This window comes from Pseudoalteromonas sp. APC 3694 (assembly GCF_030407565.1).
GTDB classification, from domain to species: domain Bacteria; phylum Pseudomonadota; class Gammaproteobacteria; order Enterobacterales; family Alteromonadaceae; genus Pseudoalteromonas; species Pseudoalteromonas tetraodonis.
On record NZ_JASDDE010000027.1, the window covers coordinates 20070 to 38628 of the forward strand.

Sequence of the window (18559 nt, forward strand, 5' to 3'; positions counted from 1 at the left end):
AGCTTTTAATACAAACTTTTCAGTATTTACTGAATAAACAAACAATTTTTGTTGCAAATTTAAACAAACTGGTGTTTTTTGGATAATTGATGTGGAATATATAGAATAGAAACAAAAATGCCAACCTTATGGTTGGCATTTTCTATGCTTTATTAATTTTAAACCTTAGGCTCGTCTAAAATCGACATCACGGTATATTGAGTTTTCACCCCACCAGGGGTCACAAATTCGATGTATAAAAAGCCAGAATCAACATCATTTGGCTCAGCCTCTTTTGTAATATTTACTGAAACAGAGATAGGCACTTGTTGAGCAGTATTCACAACGGTGTAATCTGTTAACCCTCTTAACACACCATTGTCGGCAGTGACAGTAACTGTAGTACCTGCAGGCAATGGATTATTATGAATATCACTGAAGAAGATAGTCACTGAAATCGCGCTGTAAGGTGTGGAATTGCTAATATCAATAAGGTTTATGTCACACATACCCGCCATATCGGAAGCTTCTAAGCGAATACCATCACTTAAACTACAGTCATCTAAAGCCGTTACAGCTCTAATGTAAGGTGTACTTCCAGACATCACTAACTCTGAACGATCGCGTACATTTACTGTTTCACGCGTACATGCATTTGCAGCAAGCGCCTCGTCACCACATAACAAGCCATTGTAAATGCCATCGCCGGAATCAAACTGACCATTATTTAGTGCACCAGAGCGCTCCACATACCACTCATCCTCACCGCCATTAGAATTTAGAGGGTTCGCAGGTGCGGGGAAATTTCCGTCAAAAATACCGTTTTCATTAAAATCTATAAATGCTTCAGGTAAATCTTGTAATGTAGAATCAAACTCGTTTTGATTAAATTCACCGTTAGCAGATACATCATTAAATGATTCTTCACCCACTGAGTATGCTAGCAAGCTTACACGACCACCTAATGGATAATCTATTGGCGCATTACTTGGCGCATCCGCAAGTGATATCGGGTTACCACTATTATCAAGATAGTTAAGTAGATTGCCGTTTGTGTCTAGTTGTGACTCTCTGATACCTAATGTACAAGGTGCTGCTTGACCAAAAAAACGGTCACACTTATCAGCCACAGAGTTTTTATAAATGCTGTAATGATAAGGAATTGGGTTTTGGCTACGCCACTGCGCTTTACACACACCATCTATGGTGCGACAAAGTAATAAAGGTGTAAATTGTTGATCATCTATTGTGCCTACTGCACCACCTTCGCTGGCTATATAAATTGCCGTGTTATCAGGAACAAAATTATTAAAGTGATCGGCTGCAAATACAGTTAAGTCTGTTGTCACCCCGGCTTCATTTAATGACTCGGTATTAAATGTTTGCACTGCAAGCGTAAAACTGTCTTGATCTGGCACACCTGTGGTAATGGTTATGTCATTTGACACAATAGAAATCACATTATTTTGTGATGTGTCGCCAGCCTCAACTTGATGTGATGCAATAACAGATAAAACTCCTGCGGCTCTTCCTGAGCGGACATTTACAGTCACTAAACCTTCATTATTGGTAAACTGAAATGCACTGTCTAGCAACGCGCCGCCGGGGTTTTGCGAAAGAGCAAAATCAATTTGCTTTTGACCAACAGGGTTACCATTAATATCTAAAAGTTTAAAGGTAAGCTCTGAATTTTCAGTGAGAGTCTGACCGCCAGCTCCTTTAATAGCTAACACTTGATTGGTCACACCCATAAACGCGATTGAACCCGTTTGAGCGGCAGCTACATTAATATTAATTGTTTTAGTAGCAACGTTGCCACCGGTAACCACGGTTGCTGTAATCGTATCTATACCATTACAACCATCCGCTTTATAAGTTGCGCTTGCCGTGCCGCCAATGCTAGTTACCACACTATCGATAGTGGCTCTAGGAGTAGATTCTTCAGCACATGCCGAGGTAAATTGTACTTCAAGTGGAGTGGTGAATAAGTTATTGCTGCCATCTACAATCTGAGCGGTAATAATAGTAGTAGAACCTGCAGACAACACATCACCAGTTGCAATACCCGCGCTTAAATTTACATTAACTTGAACAGCGTTAATTTCAAATAAAGCACTCGCAACGCCGCCCTGAGCGGTTAACTCAACTTGGCCAACACCTGAGCTACTGCCAGGCAATAAATTCAAAATAGCAACACCAAACGCATCCGTTTTAGCCGTTAAGCTTTCAGGTAATAAAATACCTAGCGTTGTTGTCGCTTGAACCAGTACATTACTTGCTGGCGTATTACTGCCAGGTTTGGTGATTTTTGCGTATACAATAGCTTGTTGCCCAAGTAAATTACTATTTTGAGAACAGTCAGATGGATCAAGCTCTATAGAATCTCTGTCTATATTTAACCAGCTATCAGGGCAGTTTTGTAAAATTTTAATGTCAATATTTGCGGTTGAGTCATTCGATTGAGGCTCATCACCTGCCGTGTAAAAGCCAAGTTTACTTGTTGCGTCTTCGTAGCTAGCAACAATGGTTCCTGCTCCTTCAACACTACCCGCGCTAAGCTCGATAGTTGCAACACCGCTGGAATTTGTTAAAGCGCTACCTGTAGCCGGTATAAAAGAACCCAGTGTTGTGGTAAAGCTTACCTCTTGACGCACAACAGGTTGACCATCACTTCCGGTTACCGTTGCAACCACCTCTAGCGGGTTATCGGCAGTAACAATTCTATCTTCAAAATCAAGTTCAACTTGAATTGCTTGTTCGATAGCGTCTCCACCGGTGCCTCCAGTATCACCGCCAACGGTTCCACTTTCTTTTTCCAGTGAGCCACCACCGCCACAGGCGATGAGTAATGTGCTGAGCCATATAATGCTGAGCAAACGAGTTAAAGGCATAGGTTTCTCCGTTGCGCTATTACTAAGTTAAACTTATCTACTTAATATTAACCTATAACTTAGTCTAAAATCTCAGTTTTTTACTCCTTTTTTTGATAAAAATTTTTAAAAAGTTGACGTTTTTTCTGTAAAAAAAATTACATGCTGTTAGTCTATGCCAAATTTATAAAAAATAGATTGGAAATATGTCTAAAATCCGTTCAATGAGTTTAACCACTCGCATCATGATTGGTATGGTGCTTGGTGTTGCAGTAGGCTTTATATTTCAGGCTATATTAGCTGGTGAAGACGATTACCTAATTCCTCTTGGGTTATTCTCTTTGCCAATTAAAGCCTTTTTTGTTGATGGCCTTTTTCATGTAGGTGGGCAAATATTTATAGCCAGTTTGAAAATGCTGGTTGTGCCTTTAGTATTTGTATCGCTGGTATGTGGTACCTGCAGTTTAAGCGATCCGAAGAAATTAGGCCGTTTAGGCGGTAAATCAATTGGTTTATACTCAGTTACAACGGCAATAGCGATTACAGTGGCAATTACATTAGCGCTATTATTCAACCCGGGTGAAGGTATTGGGTTACCCTCTCAAGCAAGTTATGATGCCAAAGAAGCGCCTACTTTAGCTCGCGTAATTATTGATATGTTCCCTACCAACCCTTTTGAAGCAATGGCAAAGGGCAACATGTTACAAGTAATTGTGTTTGCTCTATTATTCGGTATTGCAATGGCACTTAGCGGAAAGGCAGGTAAACGTGTCGCAACGGTATTTGAAGACTTAAACACCGTTATCTTAAAACTGGTTACTTTGCTAATGAACATTGCCCCTTACGGCGTATTTTTCTTAATGGCTAAATTGTTCACTACCATTGAACTAAACTTAATTGTGAGTTTAGCTAAGTACTTTGGCGTGGTTGTATTAGCCTTATTACTACACGCATTTGTAAACTACACCCTGCTGCTAAAAATACTCACGGGTCTAAACCCGCTCACTTTCTTGGCTAAAATGAAGCACACTTGTTTATTTGCTTTTAGTACCTCAAGTTCAAGCGCAACTATGCCTATTACACTTGAAACGGCAACTAAAAAGCTTGGCGCTAATAATTCGGTCGCTTCGTTTACTATTCCGCTTGGTGCAACCATTAACATGGATGGCACCGCAATTATGCAAGGTGTGGCTACGGTATTTATCGCTCAGGTATTTAGTGTTGACTTAACTATTTCTGATTACTTAATGGTGATACTAACTGCAACGCTTGCCTCTGTTGGTACGGCGGGTGTACCTGGTGTTGGTTTAATTATGCTAGCCATGGTACTTAACCAAGTTGGCTTACCTGTTGAGGGCATCGCCATTATTATTGGTGTAGACAGATTGCTTGATATGACCCGTACAGCAGTAAACGTAACGGGTGACTGTATGGTTACGTGTGTCGTCGCTAAAAGCGAGGGTGAATTAGATGAAAATATCTTTAACGACCCTAATGCAGCTAAAAAGATTTAGAAGACTATCACAAGTCAATTGACTAACCGCTTCTCTTGTTAGTTATAAAAAAAGCCTTGCTACTTTAAGTAACAAGGCTTTTTTATTGAGTTTTGTTATTAGGGATTTAACGCCTTAAATTTTGACATTAAACTTACGCCCGCTTTATTCACACCATGGCTAAGTCCTATTGCAAACTTATCACTTAGCCCTTTTTTAATTTTGTATTTCACCTTGTATATTTGATGCTGATGTTGCTGCTCTAATAAGGCATCATCACTGGTTTTAATGGTATCAACTAACCCTTTCTCAATAGCTTGTGTTGCAAACCAGTGCTCACCTGTGGCCACTAAATCCATATTCAAACTTGGGCGCTGCGTGCTAACAAAGGTTTTAAATAACACATGGGTTTGCTCTATCTCTTCGCGGAATTTTTCGCGGGCTTTATCTGTATTTTCACCAAAGAGTGTGAGTGTACGTTTAAATTCGCCCGCCGTAATTTGTTCAAAATCTACGTCATTCTTCTTTAAAATTTTATTAAAGTTTGGAATTTGTGCAATCACACCGATAGAGCCAACAATTGCAAACGGTGCGGCAATAATATGATCTGCAACACAAGCCATCATGTAACCACCACTGGCGGCGACTTTGTCTATCGATACTGTCAACTCAATACCAGCTGACTTTAAACGTTGTAATTGTGATGCGGCTAAACCATAGCCATGTACCACGCCACCACCACTTTCAAGGCGAACTAACACTTTATCTTTTTTTGCATCCGCTATCGAAATTATCGCGGTCACTTCTTCGCGCAAGCTTTCTACTTCATGTGCGTCCATACTGCCATTAAAGTCAATAACATAGAGTCGTGATTTAGGGGCTTCTTTTTCAGCTTTTTTTTGTTCTACTTTTTGTTGTTTTTGATAGGCTTTTAACTCTTTTTTACCTAGCGTATTATTTAAAAAGCTTTCTTTTATATTGGTCAGCTGCTCTGATAGGTCATCAATTTCAATCTCACCCTTTTTCGCTTTTGGCTTAACAGCCGAGCTTACAATTAAGGTTAAAATCACAGCAATAGCAATAACAAAGGTAATGGTTTTTGCAAAAAATAAGCCGTACTCGTATAAAAATTCCAACTGTGTTCTCCGTTTATAAATTTCAGCCAATTTAGCATGCTTTAACGCAAAAAAAAGCCACTTAATAGTGGCTTTTTGTACTTAATTGAATGGTTGATTATTAATTAGTCACAACATTAGTATCTCGTACTGACAACAAACGTCCACGCGATGCTAAATAAGCTGCAACCTGAAATTGCATTTCTGCATTAGCTGCTGCGCTGCCCGCTGCTGTAGACGACTGCCTTTCATCTTGCGCCGGTGTCAATACCGAGCCATGATGACCTGTGTTAAATTTAACTAAATAGCTAGAGCCCATCTCTGTTGGTGCTTGAGATGTACTCACTGTTTCTAACCCCATGAAGTTAGCTAGAGGCAGTGTACCTGCAATTGGGTTGTTAGCAGTCATCGGCGGAATAACTTGATCTGGCTTGTTATTATCTGTGCCATCACCTACCACTACGTTCATGTATACAGGTGTTTCTAGTGCTTTAACCGTTGCTGCATAGTTGGTTGGGTCGCCACTATCTAATGCTGTTTGTGCTGCAAATACAAACTGCGTCATTACGCCCTTTATATTAGCAAGTTTATCGGTTTCTCCCGCCATCGTTAGCGATGCTGCAAATTCATTAAAGCCACAGCTTAAGAAGTCCTGCATGTCTGGTAACAAGGCACCACAGTTTGATAACGCACCAGCATTTAAGAATGCATTAAACTCGTCAGCTTCAGCAGTTCCAGCTTGAGAAAGTACAGAGCCCTGAATAAATGGACCAAACGCGGCTGACTCTAATAAGAAGCTGGCAATACCGCCACCGCCACTTGCCAATGCAACAGCATTAACTTTAAAGAGTGGGTCTACTTGATCAGCCAATGGGCTATTCGCTTGTGCAATAAATGCAGGCGCTACAATTGAGCCCAGTGAATGGCCAATATAAGATACATCTCTAGAATTGAGTGAACTATCACCACTGAAGTTTAAGCCTAAACGTAAACCAAGTAAGTCAGCACTTGACTGGCGTAAGCTGTCTCTGGCGACCAATAACGAGCTTAGGTTCATGTAACTAAGTACAGAGCCTGATGTTGCGTTAAAGTCATCTGTGCCATCAACATCAACATCTATTCCACGCTCGCCATGACGAGGATGGTCAATTGCAACCGTTGCAAAGCCTTGAAGTGAAAGCTGTGCTGTTAGTGTCAACATGCTTTCTTTTTGTGTGGTAATACCGTGTTGCATAATAACCACTGGCCAGCCATTTTCTGGCATAGCAGCAAAAGGCTCTAAACCTAAGCCTGAACGGTACGCATTAACAACCGGTAAAATCGGTTTGGTAATTTGTACTGGCACAGTTGCCGTGCTCTGCACTTTAGGAAGTGAGTTATATTTCGTTAGATGACGTGTAACGTCTAAGCCTTCACCTAAATCACGCAATCGGCCATCACTTAAGGCTGCACACATTGCATCGTTAGTGCTAACTGGATCAGCAGGAAAATCTTCTCCCTTTTGTGCTTTATAACCCATAACAGCTACTGCGTTATCACACATAGCTTGCCAGTAAGTATCATTTAAATCACTGATCTCTTTACCTTCAGGCGTGCCTAAATACATAGGTAATTGAATGTTACCTTTTTGATACTGTGCAGCTTGGAACACGTCAGGCACTGTTATATTTTGTGATGCTAACGCTACTTGTACATTAGTCATTGGCTGAGTTGGAATTTGCAACGTAGGCGTTGGAATTGTTGGCTCTGTTAAGCTTGCTGCTAAAACCTTTTTAATCGTGCCAAGCACTGGTCCTGCTGATTGCATTGTCATAGCAGCCGAGTAAATAATATCGTCTTTAGTAATATCGCCAGAGCTTACCACTACGTTTTCGTAGCTATTAACAGCCCCTTGCAGCGCAAGTTGTGATGGCGTTACTAAAGGCGCTTCTTGTTTAACTGTTGCATAAGTAGATGATGGTTCAATTGAGCGACCTTGTGAATCTTTCAGTCCAGTCGTTAGCACATTAATGTATGAACTACCGGCTTTAAAAGGCTTAAGTGGGACAATTGCAACCGCGTCTCCAGAGCCTTGTGTAATAAAATCCACGCCAAAGGTCAATTCGCCTACTAATTTACATGCTGCACCGGCTGGTGCTTGCGAACATTCGGCATCAGTTAAGCTTGCACCCATGATCACTTCAAAAATACGTACAGAGCCTGGTGAAGCTGCAGACGTTTGATCAAGGCTAATGCCCGGTGGAAAGGTTAGATCAATTTTGAATGGCACTTGAGTAGACCAGCCATCAAGTGCGCCTATTGCTAGTTGCGGATCTGCATATTCAGCTCGAGAGATAGAAACATTCTCATCATTTAATTCCCCAGGAATATTGAGTGTGCCATCAAGCGTACCACTCATCAATAAATCATTAGGAACCGAAATTACACCATTTGCAGGGTCAAATTTTACCGTAGCTTTTGGAATAACTGTAACTGAATCGTTTTTAACATCTTCTAACGTTTCTCCGCCGCCACAGCCTGCTAATGCAGCTGCAACTGAGAGCGAGAGTAGCATTTTTTTCATAGTGTTCTCCGCACAAATCTTATTTTTATAGTGTGTTTATAGTCAGTGTAATTAAGTTAAAATAATGTAGCTAGTATATTAATGAGACATTAGACCAGTTAAACTTAACGTAAACTTTCTAGTTTCGCCACCTAAATTTGTAATAAATTCGATTACTTGTCGATTTGCTATGTTAAAATCAAAAAAAATTTAAACATTGGTACTTTTATGCATACCTATCAAGCAACTGAAAACGCACTTAAAGACAAAGTAATTTTGATCACAGGCGCAGGTGATGGTATCGGCCGTGTCGCAGCTATTACCTATGCTAAACATGGTGCAACCGTTATTTTATTAGGAAAAACAACTAATAAACTAGAATGTGTGTATGACGAAATCGTCAATGCAGGCTACCCACAGCCAGCGATTGTGCCTATGGACTTAAAAGGTGCAACTAAGCAGAACTATCGAGATTTAGCTGCAACTATCGAAAGTCAATTTGGCCGCCTTGATGGACTATTAAATAACGCTGGTATTTTAGGTACTTTAGGGCCGTTAGAGCATTTTTGTTCATCAACATTCGAAAATGTGATGAAAGTAAACGTCACCGCACAAGCGATGATCACTAAAGCGCTATTCCCTGTCATGCGTAAATCAAAAAGTGCCTCAGTGGTATTTACCTCATCGGGTGTCGGTCGTAAAGGAAGAGAGTTTTGGGGACCTTATGCAATTTCTAAATTTGCAGTAGAAGGTATGATGCAAACATGGGCGTGTGAAGTTGAAAAAACGCCAATCCGTGTTAACTGTATTAACCCAGGCGCAACCCGAACATCAATGCGTGCAAGTGCATTCCCAGGTGAAGATCGAGATCTACTCGCAACACCTGAAGATTTAATGCCAACTTATCTGTATTTAATGAGCGATGACTCAAAAGATATCAATGGTCAATCGTTAGACGCACAAGTTAAAAAATAATATTTAGTTTTAAACGTAAAAAAGCCGCTATAAAAAGCGGCTTTGTTGTTTTATGCTTTAATTACTTACGTTTAGTCGGTTTTACACGTTGATTGTGCTTTTTAACCGCCTTGCGAATTTGGTTTATTTTAGCGCGCTTGTCTTTACGCTTTTCAGGAATAACAGACAGCTTAGTTTGTGTTTCTTTGCCAAGTTTAACTGTTTTACGTAAATAGTTAACTGTGTCTAAATCGTACTCAATCCAACCACCTTGCGGTACACGCTTATCAAGCTCTAATTTACCGTAACGTATACGAATTAGGCGCGATACTTCCACATCTTGTGATTGCCATAAACGACGCACTTCACGATTACGACCTTCGTTAAGCGTTACGTTATACCAGCGGTTAATGCCTTCACCGCCCATAGGCTTGATACCAGTGAACTTTGCGGGGCCATCTTCAAGTTCTACACCGCGAAGTAAGTTTTTCATTGTTTCGTCAGTCACTTCACCAAATACACGAGCTGAATATTCGCGTTCAACTTCGTAGCTCGGGTGCATTAAGCGATTTGCTAATTCACCATCATTGGTAAAAAGCATCAACCCTGACGTATTCACATCTAATCGCCCTACTGCTATCCAACGATCGCCATCAACACGAGGTAAGCGGTCAAAAACGGTTCTACGGCCTTCAGGGTCTTTACGCGTACTTAACTCACCCTCTGGTTTGTTATACATAATTACACGACAAATTCTGTCTGCTTTTTCCTCTATTTTAACGGTATGGCCGTCAACACGAATTAAATCGGTTTCTTCAACCCTGTCGCCTAACTTAGCTACTTTACCATTTACACTCACACGATTTGCATCAATGTATTTTTCCATTTCACGGCGTGAGCCTACACCTGCACGGGCTAGGACTTTTTGTAACTTTTCACCTTGTATACTCATTCGGATGGTTCTCTCACAGAAGGATCACTTAATAACTGGGTAATTTTACTTTGCTGTTGCTCTGGCAATGCGGGTAAATCATGAAGTCCCGTTATCGAAAAATAATCTAAAAATTGTTTAGTCGTTGCATAAAGTGCCGGTTTACCGGGTACTTCTTTATGCCCAACTACTTTAATCCACTCTCTTTCAAGCAGAGTTTTAATAATATTTGAGCCAGTTGCTACACCCCGCACTTGCTCAATTTCACCACGGGTTATGGGTTGCTTGTATGCAATTAACGACAGGGTTTCGAGTAAAGCTCTCGAGTATTTAGGGGCACGTTCTTGCCATAAATTACTCAACCATGGGCTTAAACTACTGCACGCTTGAAAACGATAGCCACTGCCTACCTCAACTAAACGTATTCCACGCGTCTGATAGTGAACTTGAATGGCCTCTACAGCATCATTAATGCGCGCCATAGAAATTGCTAAGTCGTTTAAAACCGTGTTCTTAAGATGACGTTTTGATACGGGCTTGCCTGCCACAAAAATCGCCGCTTCAATGATTTCAATTAATTGTTCATCACTAATTCGCCGACCAACCATAATCACTCTAAAGTTAATAAAAACACACAGCCATCTATTATGACAGAACAACGGCAAACTAGGAAAACATATTAATAAAATAACATTTTATAGGTATAAAAAAGCCAGTGAAAAACACTGGCTTGGTATCAAGTGTATTTAATAATGTAATTTAGCTATTTTTAAATTGCTCAAGTGCATCGTCCTCTGCAACAGAATCACCATGTTTTTGGATATAGCTATTAAACTCTTTTTTACTTACTCGTTTATCTTTATTGCTGTCCATGTAACCAAAATGATTTGAAATATCATCATCGTCAGCTTCAGAAACTGAAATAAAACCGTTGCTATCATTATCTAAGCTTTTAAAGTCATTTTCTATTTTATCAAACTTCGCAATATCAGCCTTAAATGCAGACTCACTCACTTCACTATCTGTAGCAACTTTCCCAGCATTTAGCTGCATATAAGCGTCATATTCATTACGGCTTATTTGATTATCCATATTAGTATCTATATTCGAAAAGTGCTGCCAAATACTATCATCGTCGGCTTCTATTTTAGAAATAAAGCCATCGCTATCGTTATCTAAGCTTGCAAAATCACTGTCGATTTTTTCTAAACCTTGATTAGAAGAACAAGCTGCTAAACTCAATGCGGCTAAAACAGTAGAAACTATCGTTAATTTTTTCATCAGACGTATCCTTGTATTAATAAATTTCAAATCTAGTAATACAAATACGATGCCAAAAAAAATAAACCTTTAAAATCAAACAATTAACCAAAAACAACTTCTATTGCGATATTCAATAATGCAATTTTTGCAAGCTACTCTGGTAATTTTTGCAAAAAATAGCTCGGTAAGAACCGAGCTATTTATATCTAAAACGGTAATTTAGATTGCAGCGTTTTGGTAACGCTTAACAAAATCAGTAACGCTTTGGCCATTACACTTTAATGAATTTAAGTTACCAATTTGCTTACGTACTGGTTGTAGGCCTTGCTTTAATGCAGTCATACATAACTGTGTTTCTTGGTGTGAATCTTTTGCAAATACTTCTACTTTAGACACAACTGATTACGTTGCTTCTTCTTTTTTTGCAATGTCACGGATGTCTTGACCGTTACATAGGATACTTTTTGAATAACGTGATAAATATACACCGTGCTTTGCTGCCATTTTACGAGCAGCTGAAAACCCCTCATTGGCGCTTACTACACATAAGTTAGACTCTAATTTGTTGTCTTGGCTGTAATACGTATTGCTTTGCGCAGTAGCAGTTACAGAAACAAAAAGAGAGGCGGCTAAAAGTAATTGAGTTTTCATTAGGAGGTCCTATTTGAACGAGTTAAACATACGATTTTTGCGCACTATATAGACAAGTTTAAACATATAAATTGAATATTTTATTGTTTAATATTGCATTTACAACGTTTAAACATTAAGCAAAAATTGATCAACATTTGTGCAGCTATTTTCTCGTTTCAGTCATGTTATGTCGCTCCAAATACTGATACAATTTAGCCAACAATGAAAATAAATTTGAAGGTAAACTTTATGAAAGTGATTTCTTTTAATATCAATGGTCTGCGTGCTCGCCTACATCAGTTACAAGCTATTATTGATAAACACCAGCCAGATATTATTGGTCTTCAAGAGATCAAAGTGCACGATGAAGCATTTCCGCTAGACGATGTACAAAAAATGGGTTATCACGTTTATTTTCATGGACAAAAAGCGCATTACGGTGTGGCAATGTTATGCAAAAAAGAGCCTAAGTCGGTATTAAAAGGCTTTTCCACCGACACAGATGAGTCGCAAAAGCGAATGATCAGCGTTACCGTAGAGCAAGAAAATGGCCGTGACCTGCATGTCATGAATGGCTACTTCCCGCAAGGCGATAACATCAATCACGAAACTAAATTCCCTTATAAACGTCAATTTTATCAAGACTTAATGACTCACCTAAATAGTCATTACACGCCTGATCAAGATGTAATTGTAATGGGCGATATTAATATCTCTCCAACCGATTTAGATATTGGTATTGGTGAGGTAAACGCAAAACGCTGGTTAAAAACCGGAAAATGTTCATTTCAACCCGTTGAGCGTGAATGGCTAGCAACGTTATTAAACTGGGGCTTTAAAGACACCTTTAGGGAGCAAAACTCAGAAGCTAACGATCAATACTCGTGGTTTGACTACCGCTCTAAGGGTTTTGTTGATAATCGTGGACTAAGGATTGATGTGGTTTTGGCAACGCATGACTTAGCAGCTCGCTGTATCGACACCGGTATAGATTACGAATTACGTGCTATCGACAAGCCTTCAGATCATGCCCCTATTTGGTCTGAGTTTAATTAACGATTATGCTAAGCGTGCAATTACAGGCATTACTGTGGATTGGTGTTATTGTTATTGGCTTTTTAAGTGTTAATAAATCAACATACGCCAATTTATTTAATACGCCAGCAAGGCAAACCGGTGTGTTTGCCTGCGCGCTGGTGCTCGCTTTACTATGGCGTATAAAAGCCGGTATTTTACCTGGTCTTGATCTTCATATACTGGGCATTACTGCTGTTACGCTGATTTTAGGCTGGCGTCTGGCTATTTTAAGTTGTGTATTAGCAACAGCCCTGCTAACTGCTTTTGGACAAATAGCATTCGAGCTGATTGCGGTAAAATTACTAATAAGTGCGTTTATTCCAGTATTATTAAGCTACTTTGTATTTATGCTTTGTTACCACTACTTAGCGCGACACTTTTTTATCTATATATTTGTTTGTAGCTTTTTAACGGCTGGTGTTGTTGCTTGCGTTAACATTATACTCGGGGGTGTTTTTTATTACGCAATTGGCGAATATAATTGGCATCAGCTAACAGAAAACTACATTTATCTCAGTCCTATTTTAGCGTTTCCTGAAGCAATGCTAAACGGTATGGCAATAACTGTTATGATCACCTATCGCCCGCACTGGGTAAAAACTTTTTTTGATAAGGACTATTTAGGCTCATGAGTCTTCATTACCATTGCCCTATTTGCAAACTTCCATTGGCACTTAATGAAAAAACATTACGCTGTGATAATAACCACAGCTTTGATTTTGCCAAAGAAGGCTATGTAAACTTACTCCCCGTGCAAAATAAAAACTCTAAACAGCCCGGTGACTCTTTAGAAATGGTACAAGCAAGGCGTTCTTTTTTAGGGCAAGGCCATTATGCATTTTTACAGACGGCCTTAGCTAATTTAGTCAAACCGCTCAATGCAAATATAGTGATTGATTTAGGGTGTGGCGAGGGGTTTTACACCCATGCTATAGCAAATAACACGCAAGCTACTGTGTATGGTGTTGATATATCTAAGTCGGCGGTAAAATACGCAGCAAAACGATACAAACAATGTCAATTTAGCGTGGCATCAATAAGCCACGCGCCCTTTAATGATCACCTTGCTGATGTGTTAATTAGCGTGTTTGCCCCTTTGTTCGACGATGAACTTTCTCGCCTTGTGAAAGAGGATGGCTGTTTAGTGGTGGCAAGCCCTGGGCCTATGCACCTCAAAGAGTTGAAAAAATATATCTATAATACGGTAAATGAACATACTGAAGTTGCTACGCCAACAGGCTTTAACCAATCATCGCAACAGCTCATTACAGAGCAAGTGTCACTCACATTTAGCGACGTAAGAAATTTAATAATGATGACACCCTTTGCATGGAAGTTCAGACCCGAGCATTGGCAGGCACTTGAACAAAAACAGCATCATAAGGTTACCTTGTCATTTTATATTAGCCAGTTTGTTAAAACTGCTCTTTAGTAAAGGTTTTATCCATTTTATCAAACATGTCTTTTAACAATTCAGCAAGCTCCAAATAGCGGGGCTTGTTTTTCCCCATTTGTGCGTCGTAACCGTTGGCGACCATTTTTGCAAACAACTCGTTGTACCATTGCAGCATAGCGGGTTCTAATTCTGTTTGCGCACGTTTACCTAGCCATAAGAGTCCTTGTAACGGCAAGGAGATAAAAAATAGACTACTGGCAATAGCTTGAGGTAAAAAATCAGGGCCTAAATAATTAAGCTGAAAAAACAAAGTTAGCATGGCTAAAATAGGCATTACTGTAATCGCAAGCTCGGTTGCTCTGATCACTTTAAACTCGGCAAATAATGGCGCGACCTCTTTACGCATAGGCCATGTTTTAGCATAAGCGCGCCCTAATTGAACTTGTGATATCACACTTTTTTGCATTATAAATCCTCACAATCACGGCATTTAACACTTGTAAAAGCATCTTGCTTATAAAAGTGTAACACAACTCTCACTTTATCGGTAAAAATGCTTAATTTCATTAGTAAAACTCACAAAAAGCATAAATTATAGAAAGAATTCCACAAAGCCCTTTTAATAAAGTCAACTACACTTTAGTCTAGACCCATTTAAGCCTACAATGCTTATATATCAACCAAGTGTACTGATTAATATTTAAATGGAAAATGATTCTATGCCAACTCTCCCAAAAAAACCAAACCATGTTTTGGTACTTAATTGTGGAAGCTCAAGTTTAAAGTTTGCAATTATTGATGCAAACACAGGAAAAGACATTATTTCAGGTTTAGCTGAGCGCCTAGGTGCAGATGCTCCCTCAATAAAATATAAATTTAAGGGAGAAAAGACCACCATTAAACTTGCTGCTAATCAGGCACACGCGCATGTGATTGATACGCTGGTTGATTTAATAAAAGATCACAATCTTGATGAGCAACTAGTTGCTGTTGGTCATCGTGTTGTGCATGGCGGTGAGCATTTTACCCAATCAGTATTAATTGACGAACGCGTTACTGCAGGTATCACGCAAGCAGCCACGCTAGCACCTTTGCATGGCCACGCTAACTTACTGGGTATTTCATCAGCGCAAGCATCATTTAAAAATTTACCGCAAGTAGCCGTGTTCGACACGGCATTTCATCAAACAATGGATGAAGTCGCTTATCTTTATGCCCTTCCTTATCAGCTTTATAAAGACTTTGGTGTTAGGCGCTATGGTTTTCATGGCACCAGCCATTTTTATGTGGCAGGACAAACTGCGAAGTTGTTGGCACTTCCCATTGAAAACAGTAACTTTATTAGCGCCCACTTAGGCAACGGCTGCTCAGTGTGTGCGATTAAAAATGGCAAAAGTGTTGATACCAGTATGGGGTTAACCCCGCTTGAAGGGCTTATTATGGGTACGCGCTGTGGCGACATTGATCCGGGCCTATTTAACTTTTTAACCACGCAACTCGATTACACTGCTCAGCAAATTGATGACTTACTCAATCAAAAAAGTGGTTTATTAGGCATAAGCGAGTTGTCTAACGATTGTCGTACCATAGAAGAAGCCGCTATTGCAGGCAACCAGCAAGCTATGCTGGCACTTAATATGTTTTGTTACCGCCTCGCAAAACAAATAGCCGCTTACATGGTCCCGCTGCAACAGCTAGACGCAGTTATTTTTACCGGCGGTATTGGCGAAAATTCCGATATTATCCGTGATAAAGTACTTAAACAATTGGCCTTTTTAGGTATTAATTTAGACCCACAAGCAAACCTTGATGCACGTTTTGGCCAAGCTGGGTTAATTAGTACCGCTGATTCACGTAGCAAAGCGGTTGTTATGCCCACTAACGAAGAATGGGTGATCGCACTTGATGCCGCAAACATCACCAAGGAGTTATAATATGGCTCGTCGTATTATGTTGATCCCCGTTTCAACTGGGGTTGGTTTAACCTCAGTATCGGTGGGTTTGGTAAGGGCGCTGGAACAGAAAACTGTTAAAGTTAATTTTTTTAAACCTATAGCTCAACCACGCGCGGGTGAAACAGGCCCAGAAAAGTCAACACAAATTGTTACCCAAGGCTCACCTATTGATCCACCTACGTCATTTGCGCTGGATTACGCCGAGCAAATGATTGGCGATGGCAAAGGCGATGACCTGCTAGAAGAAATTGTAGAGCGTTTTCAAAGTAAAATTAACGATGATGAAGTGGCAATTATTGAAGGCATGGTGCCTACTCGTCGCCAACCGTATGCGGGGAGAGTAAATCGCGAAATCGCACAAACTTTAGGGGCGGATATCGTTTTTGTACTTACCCCTGGCAATTACAACATTACTCAAATTGAAGACCGCCTAGAAATAGCCGCTGGTAACTATGGTGGTATTGACCACCCTCGCGTGCTTGGCTGTATTTTTAATAAAGTAAACGCCCCCCTTGATGAGGAAGGTCGTGCTCGCGCCGATTTAGTCGATACCTATAAGCCAGAAGCGCTTGATAACGAATTAAACCGCTTAGCTTCTTTACCTATTTTTAGAAAAAACCCGTTTATGTTACTCGGCGCTATTCCGTGGGATTTTGAACTGGTTGCCCCACGTGTTAAAGATTTAAGTGCCTATTTAAAAGCCACTATTATTAACGAAGGCGATATGGTGCACCGCCGACTCAGACGAATTACATTTTGTGCCCGCACGGTATCCAATATTTTAAACTATTTTACGCCAGGTGCGTTATTGGTTACCCCTGGCGATCGCTCAGATATACTCGTTGCAGCTTGCTTATCGGCCATGAATGGCACAAAACTAGGTGCAATTTTACTTACCGGTGGTTTTGAGCCTGAGCCGCGTATTATGGCGCTATGCGAACAAGCTATGCAAACTGGTCTGCCAATTTTGGCAACCGAGGGCGATACCTGGCGCACTTCTTTATTGCTGCATAACTTTAACCTAGAAGTGCCTAGCGACGATGAACAACGCATAGAAAAAGTAAAAGATCATAACGCTGCACATATCGATTCTGATTGGTTAGATACCTTAGCTAAAAGTGTGGGAAAAACCCGAAAACTATCCCCTCCTGCCTTTAGGTATTTATTAACTGAAAAAGCTCGTAAAGCCGAAAAAACAATTGTACTGCCTGAAGGTAACGAACCTAGAACCATTAAAGCCGCTGCTATTTGTGGCCAGCGCGGCATTGCTAAAACAATTTTATTAGGTGATCGTGATGAAATATTACGTATAGCTGAGCAACAAGGCATTGAGCTTAACGAGCATGTAACTGTAATAGAGCCAAACAGTATTATAAATGACTACGTAGCACCTATGGTGGAAATTCGTAAAAACAAAGGCTTAACTGACGTTATTGCAAAGGAACAATTGCAAGATAACGTGGTACTGGGCACCATGATGCTAGAACAAGGGAAAGTCGATGGCCTGGTATCGGGTGCAGTCAATACCACGGCTAATACCATTCGCCCACCTTTACAGTTGATTAAAACCGCACCGGGTTCATCATTAGTCTCATCAGTGTTTTTTATGCTATTGCCTGATCAAGTGCTTGTTTATGGTGATTGCGCTATTAATCCCGATCCTAATGCTGAACAACTAGCCGACATTGCAATTCAATCTGCCGATTCTGCTGCCGCATTTGGCATAGAACCTCGTGTAGCAATGATAAGTTACAGCACGGGTAATTCGGGCAGTGGCGCTGATGTAGAAAAAGTCCGCGAAGCAACAAAAATTGCCCAACAAAAGCGTCCTGATCTCATTATCGATGGGCCATTGCAATACGATGCGGCCATTATGGAAAGTGTAGCTATTAAAAAAGCGCCAGATAGCCCGGTTGCCGGTAAAGCAACCGTGTTTATTTTCCCTGATTTAAATACGGGTAATACCACCTACAAAGCAGTGCAACGAAGTGCCGATTTGATCAGTATTGGTCCTATGTTACAAGGGATGCGCAAACCTGTTAACGACTTAAGCCGTGGCGCATTAGTTGACGATATTGTGTATACCATTGCTTTAACAGCCATTCAGGCGGCGCAAGTAGAAGCGCTTAATTAAGGCCTATAATTAACTTGCCCTTTTTATAGCCTAGCCATTTTTTATTTAATAATTAACTGGTTAGGCTATTTATACCTCACAACCCCCAAGCTTATCCACAGAAATTGTGGACAATTATTTTTTAGCTAATAAAAATATAGCACTGCCTAAATTTGAGCCTTTAATTTAGCTTCAATACTCTATACTATAAAGCTATTATTTTGCTGCTGGCGATACG

General features: G+C 40.2%; 14 protein-coding genes and 1 pseudogene. 7 read left to right on the top strand and 8 right to left on the bottom strand.

Annotated features, from left to right (window positions below):
- Nucleotides 1–158: 158 nt before the first annotated feature.
- Nucleotides 159–2870: an Ig-like domain-containing protein gene (locus QMA00_RS10780; RefSeq protein ID WP_290157189.1), complete on the bottom strand. Its 2712-nt coding sequence runs from the start codon at nucleotides 2868–2870 to the stop codon at nucleotides 159–161.
- Nucleotides 2871–3055: 185 nt separating this feature from the next.
- Here QMA00_RS10780 and QMA00_RS10785 point away from each other — a divergent pair, with 185 nt between their 5' ends.
- Nucleotides 3056–4363: a dicarboxylate/amino acid:cation symporter gene (locus tag QMA00_RS10785; protein WP_290157191.1), complete on the top strand. Its 1308-nt coding sequence runs from the start codon at nucleotides 3056–3058 to the stop codon at nucleotides 4361–4363.
- Nucleotides 4364–4461: 98 nt separating this feature from the next.
- Here QMA00_RS10785 and sohB read toward each other — a convergent pair whose 3' ends face one another.
- Entirely contained in the window at nucleotides 4462–5478 is a 1017-nt protein-coding gene (gene sohB / locus QMA00_RS10790; protein ID WP_290157192.1) for a protease SohB, read from the bottom strand.
- A gap of 100 nt (nucleotides 5479–5578) precedes the next feature.
- Nucleotides 5579–8020 (bottom strand): VolA/Pla-1 family phospholipase, encoded by a 2442-nt coding sequence (locus tag QMA00_RS10795; RefSeq protein ID WP_290157194.1) that lies wholly within the window; start codon nucleotides 8018–8020, stop codon nucleotides 5579–5581.
- A gap of 207 nt (nucleotides 8021–8227) precedes the next feature.
- On the opposite strand from QMA00_RS10795, the gene QMA00_RS10800 reads away from it, so the two are divergent.
- Complete coding sequence (locus QMA00_RS10800; RefSeq protein ID WP_138593935.1) at nucleotides 8228–8974, top strand: YciK family oxidoreductase; 747 nt, start codon at nucleotides 8228–8230, stop codon at nucleotides 8972–8974.
- A 61-nt stretch (nucleotides 8975–9035) separates the two neighbouring features.
- On the opposite strand, the gene rluB is transcribed toward QMA00_RS10800, so the two are convergent.
- The 4 genes and pseudogenes from rluB to QMA00_RS18950 all read right to left on the bottom strand — a co-directional run bounded on the left by rluB (nucleotide 9036) and on the right by QMA00_RS18950 (nucleotide 11798).
- Nucleotides 9036–9905, bottom strand: coding sequence for a 23S rRNA pseudouridine(2605) synthase RluB (gene rluB, locus QMA00_RS10805; protein ID WP_290157197.1), 870 nt, complete (start codon nucleotides 9903–9905; stop codon nucleotides 9036–9038).
- Nucleotides 9902–10492: an SMC-Scp complex subunit ScpB gene (scpB, locus tag QMA00_RS10810; protein WP_290157199.1), complete on the bottom strand. Its 591-nt coding sequence runs from the start codon at nucleotides 10490–10492 to the stop codon at nucleotides 9902–9904. The genes rluB and scpB overlap by 4 nt, the downstream gene beginning before the upstream one ends.
- A gap of 151 nt (nucleotides 10493–10643) precedes the next feature.
- Nucleotides 10644–11165 (bottom strand): EF-hand domain-containing protein, encoded by a 522-nt coding sequence (locus QMA00_RS10815; protein ID WP_290157201.1) that lies wholly within the window; start codon nucleotides 11163–11165, stop codon nucleotides 10644–10646.
- Between the two features lie 201 nt (nucleotides 11166–11366).
- Nucleotides 11367–11798: pseudogene (locus QMA00_RS18950) on the bottom strand (exonuclease III).
- A 231-nt stretch (nucleotides 11799–12029) separates the two neighbouring features.
- Between QMA00_RS18950 and xthA the strand changes: the two are divergent.
- From xthA to rlmA, 3 genes are read left to right on the top strand one after another with little or no spacing between them, the layout of a single operon-like run.
- Entirely contained in the window at nucleotides 12030–12836 is an 807-nt protein-coding gene (gene xthA / locus QMA00_RS10830) for an exodeoxyribonuclease III (protein WP_076920979.1), read from the top strand.
- Between the two features lie 5 nt (nucleotides 12837–12841).
- Nucleotides 12842–13489: an energy-coupling factor ABC transporter permease gene (locus tag QMA00_RS10835; RefSeq protein WP_013464794.1), complete on the top strand. Its 648-nt coding sequence runs from the start codon at nucleotides 12842–12844 to the stop codon at nucleotides 13487–13489.
- Nucleotides 13486–14289, top strand: coding sequence for a 23S rRNA (guanine(745)-N(1))-methyltransferase (rlmA, locus tag QMA00_RS10840; protein WP_076920978.1), 804 nt, complete (start codon nucleotides 13486–13488; stop codon nucleotides 14287–14289). Before QMA00_RS10835 ends, rlmA begins: the two co-directional genes overlap by 4 nt.
- On the opposite strand, the gene yfbV is transcribed toward rlmA, so the two are convergent.
- On the bottom strand, nucleotides 14273–14719 hold the full coding sequence (yfbV, locus tag QMA00_RS10845; RefSeq protein ID WP_036956398.1) for a terminus macrodomain insulation protein YfbV: 447 nt from the start codon (nucleotides 14717–14719) through the stop codon (nucleotides 14273–14275). The genes rlmA and yfbV overlap by 17 nt on opposite strands.
- 253 nt (nucleotides 14720–14972) lie before the next feature.
- Here yfbV and QMA00_RS10850 point away from each other — a divergent pair, with 253 nt between their 5' ends.
- Together QMA00_RS10850 and pta are read left to right on the top strand one after the other, a co-directional pair.
- Nucleotides 14973–16187, top strand: coding sequence for an acetate kinase (locus QMA00_RS10850; protein ID WP_076920976.1), 1215 nt, complete (start codon nucleotides 14973–14975; stop codon nucleotides 16185–16187).
- Nucleotide 16188: 1 nt separating this feature from the next.
- Complete coding sequence (pta, locus tag QMA00_RS10855; RefSeq protein ID WP_076920974.1) at nucleotides 16189–18342, top strand: phosphate acetyltransferase; 2154 nt, start codon at nucleotides 16189–16191, stop codon at nucleotides 18340–18342.
- Nucleotides 18343–18559 lie beyond the last annotated feature (217 nt).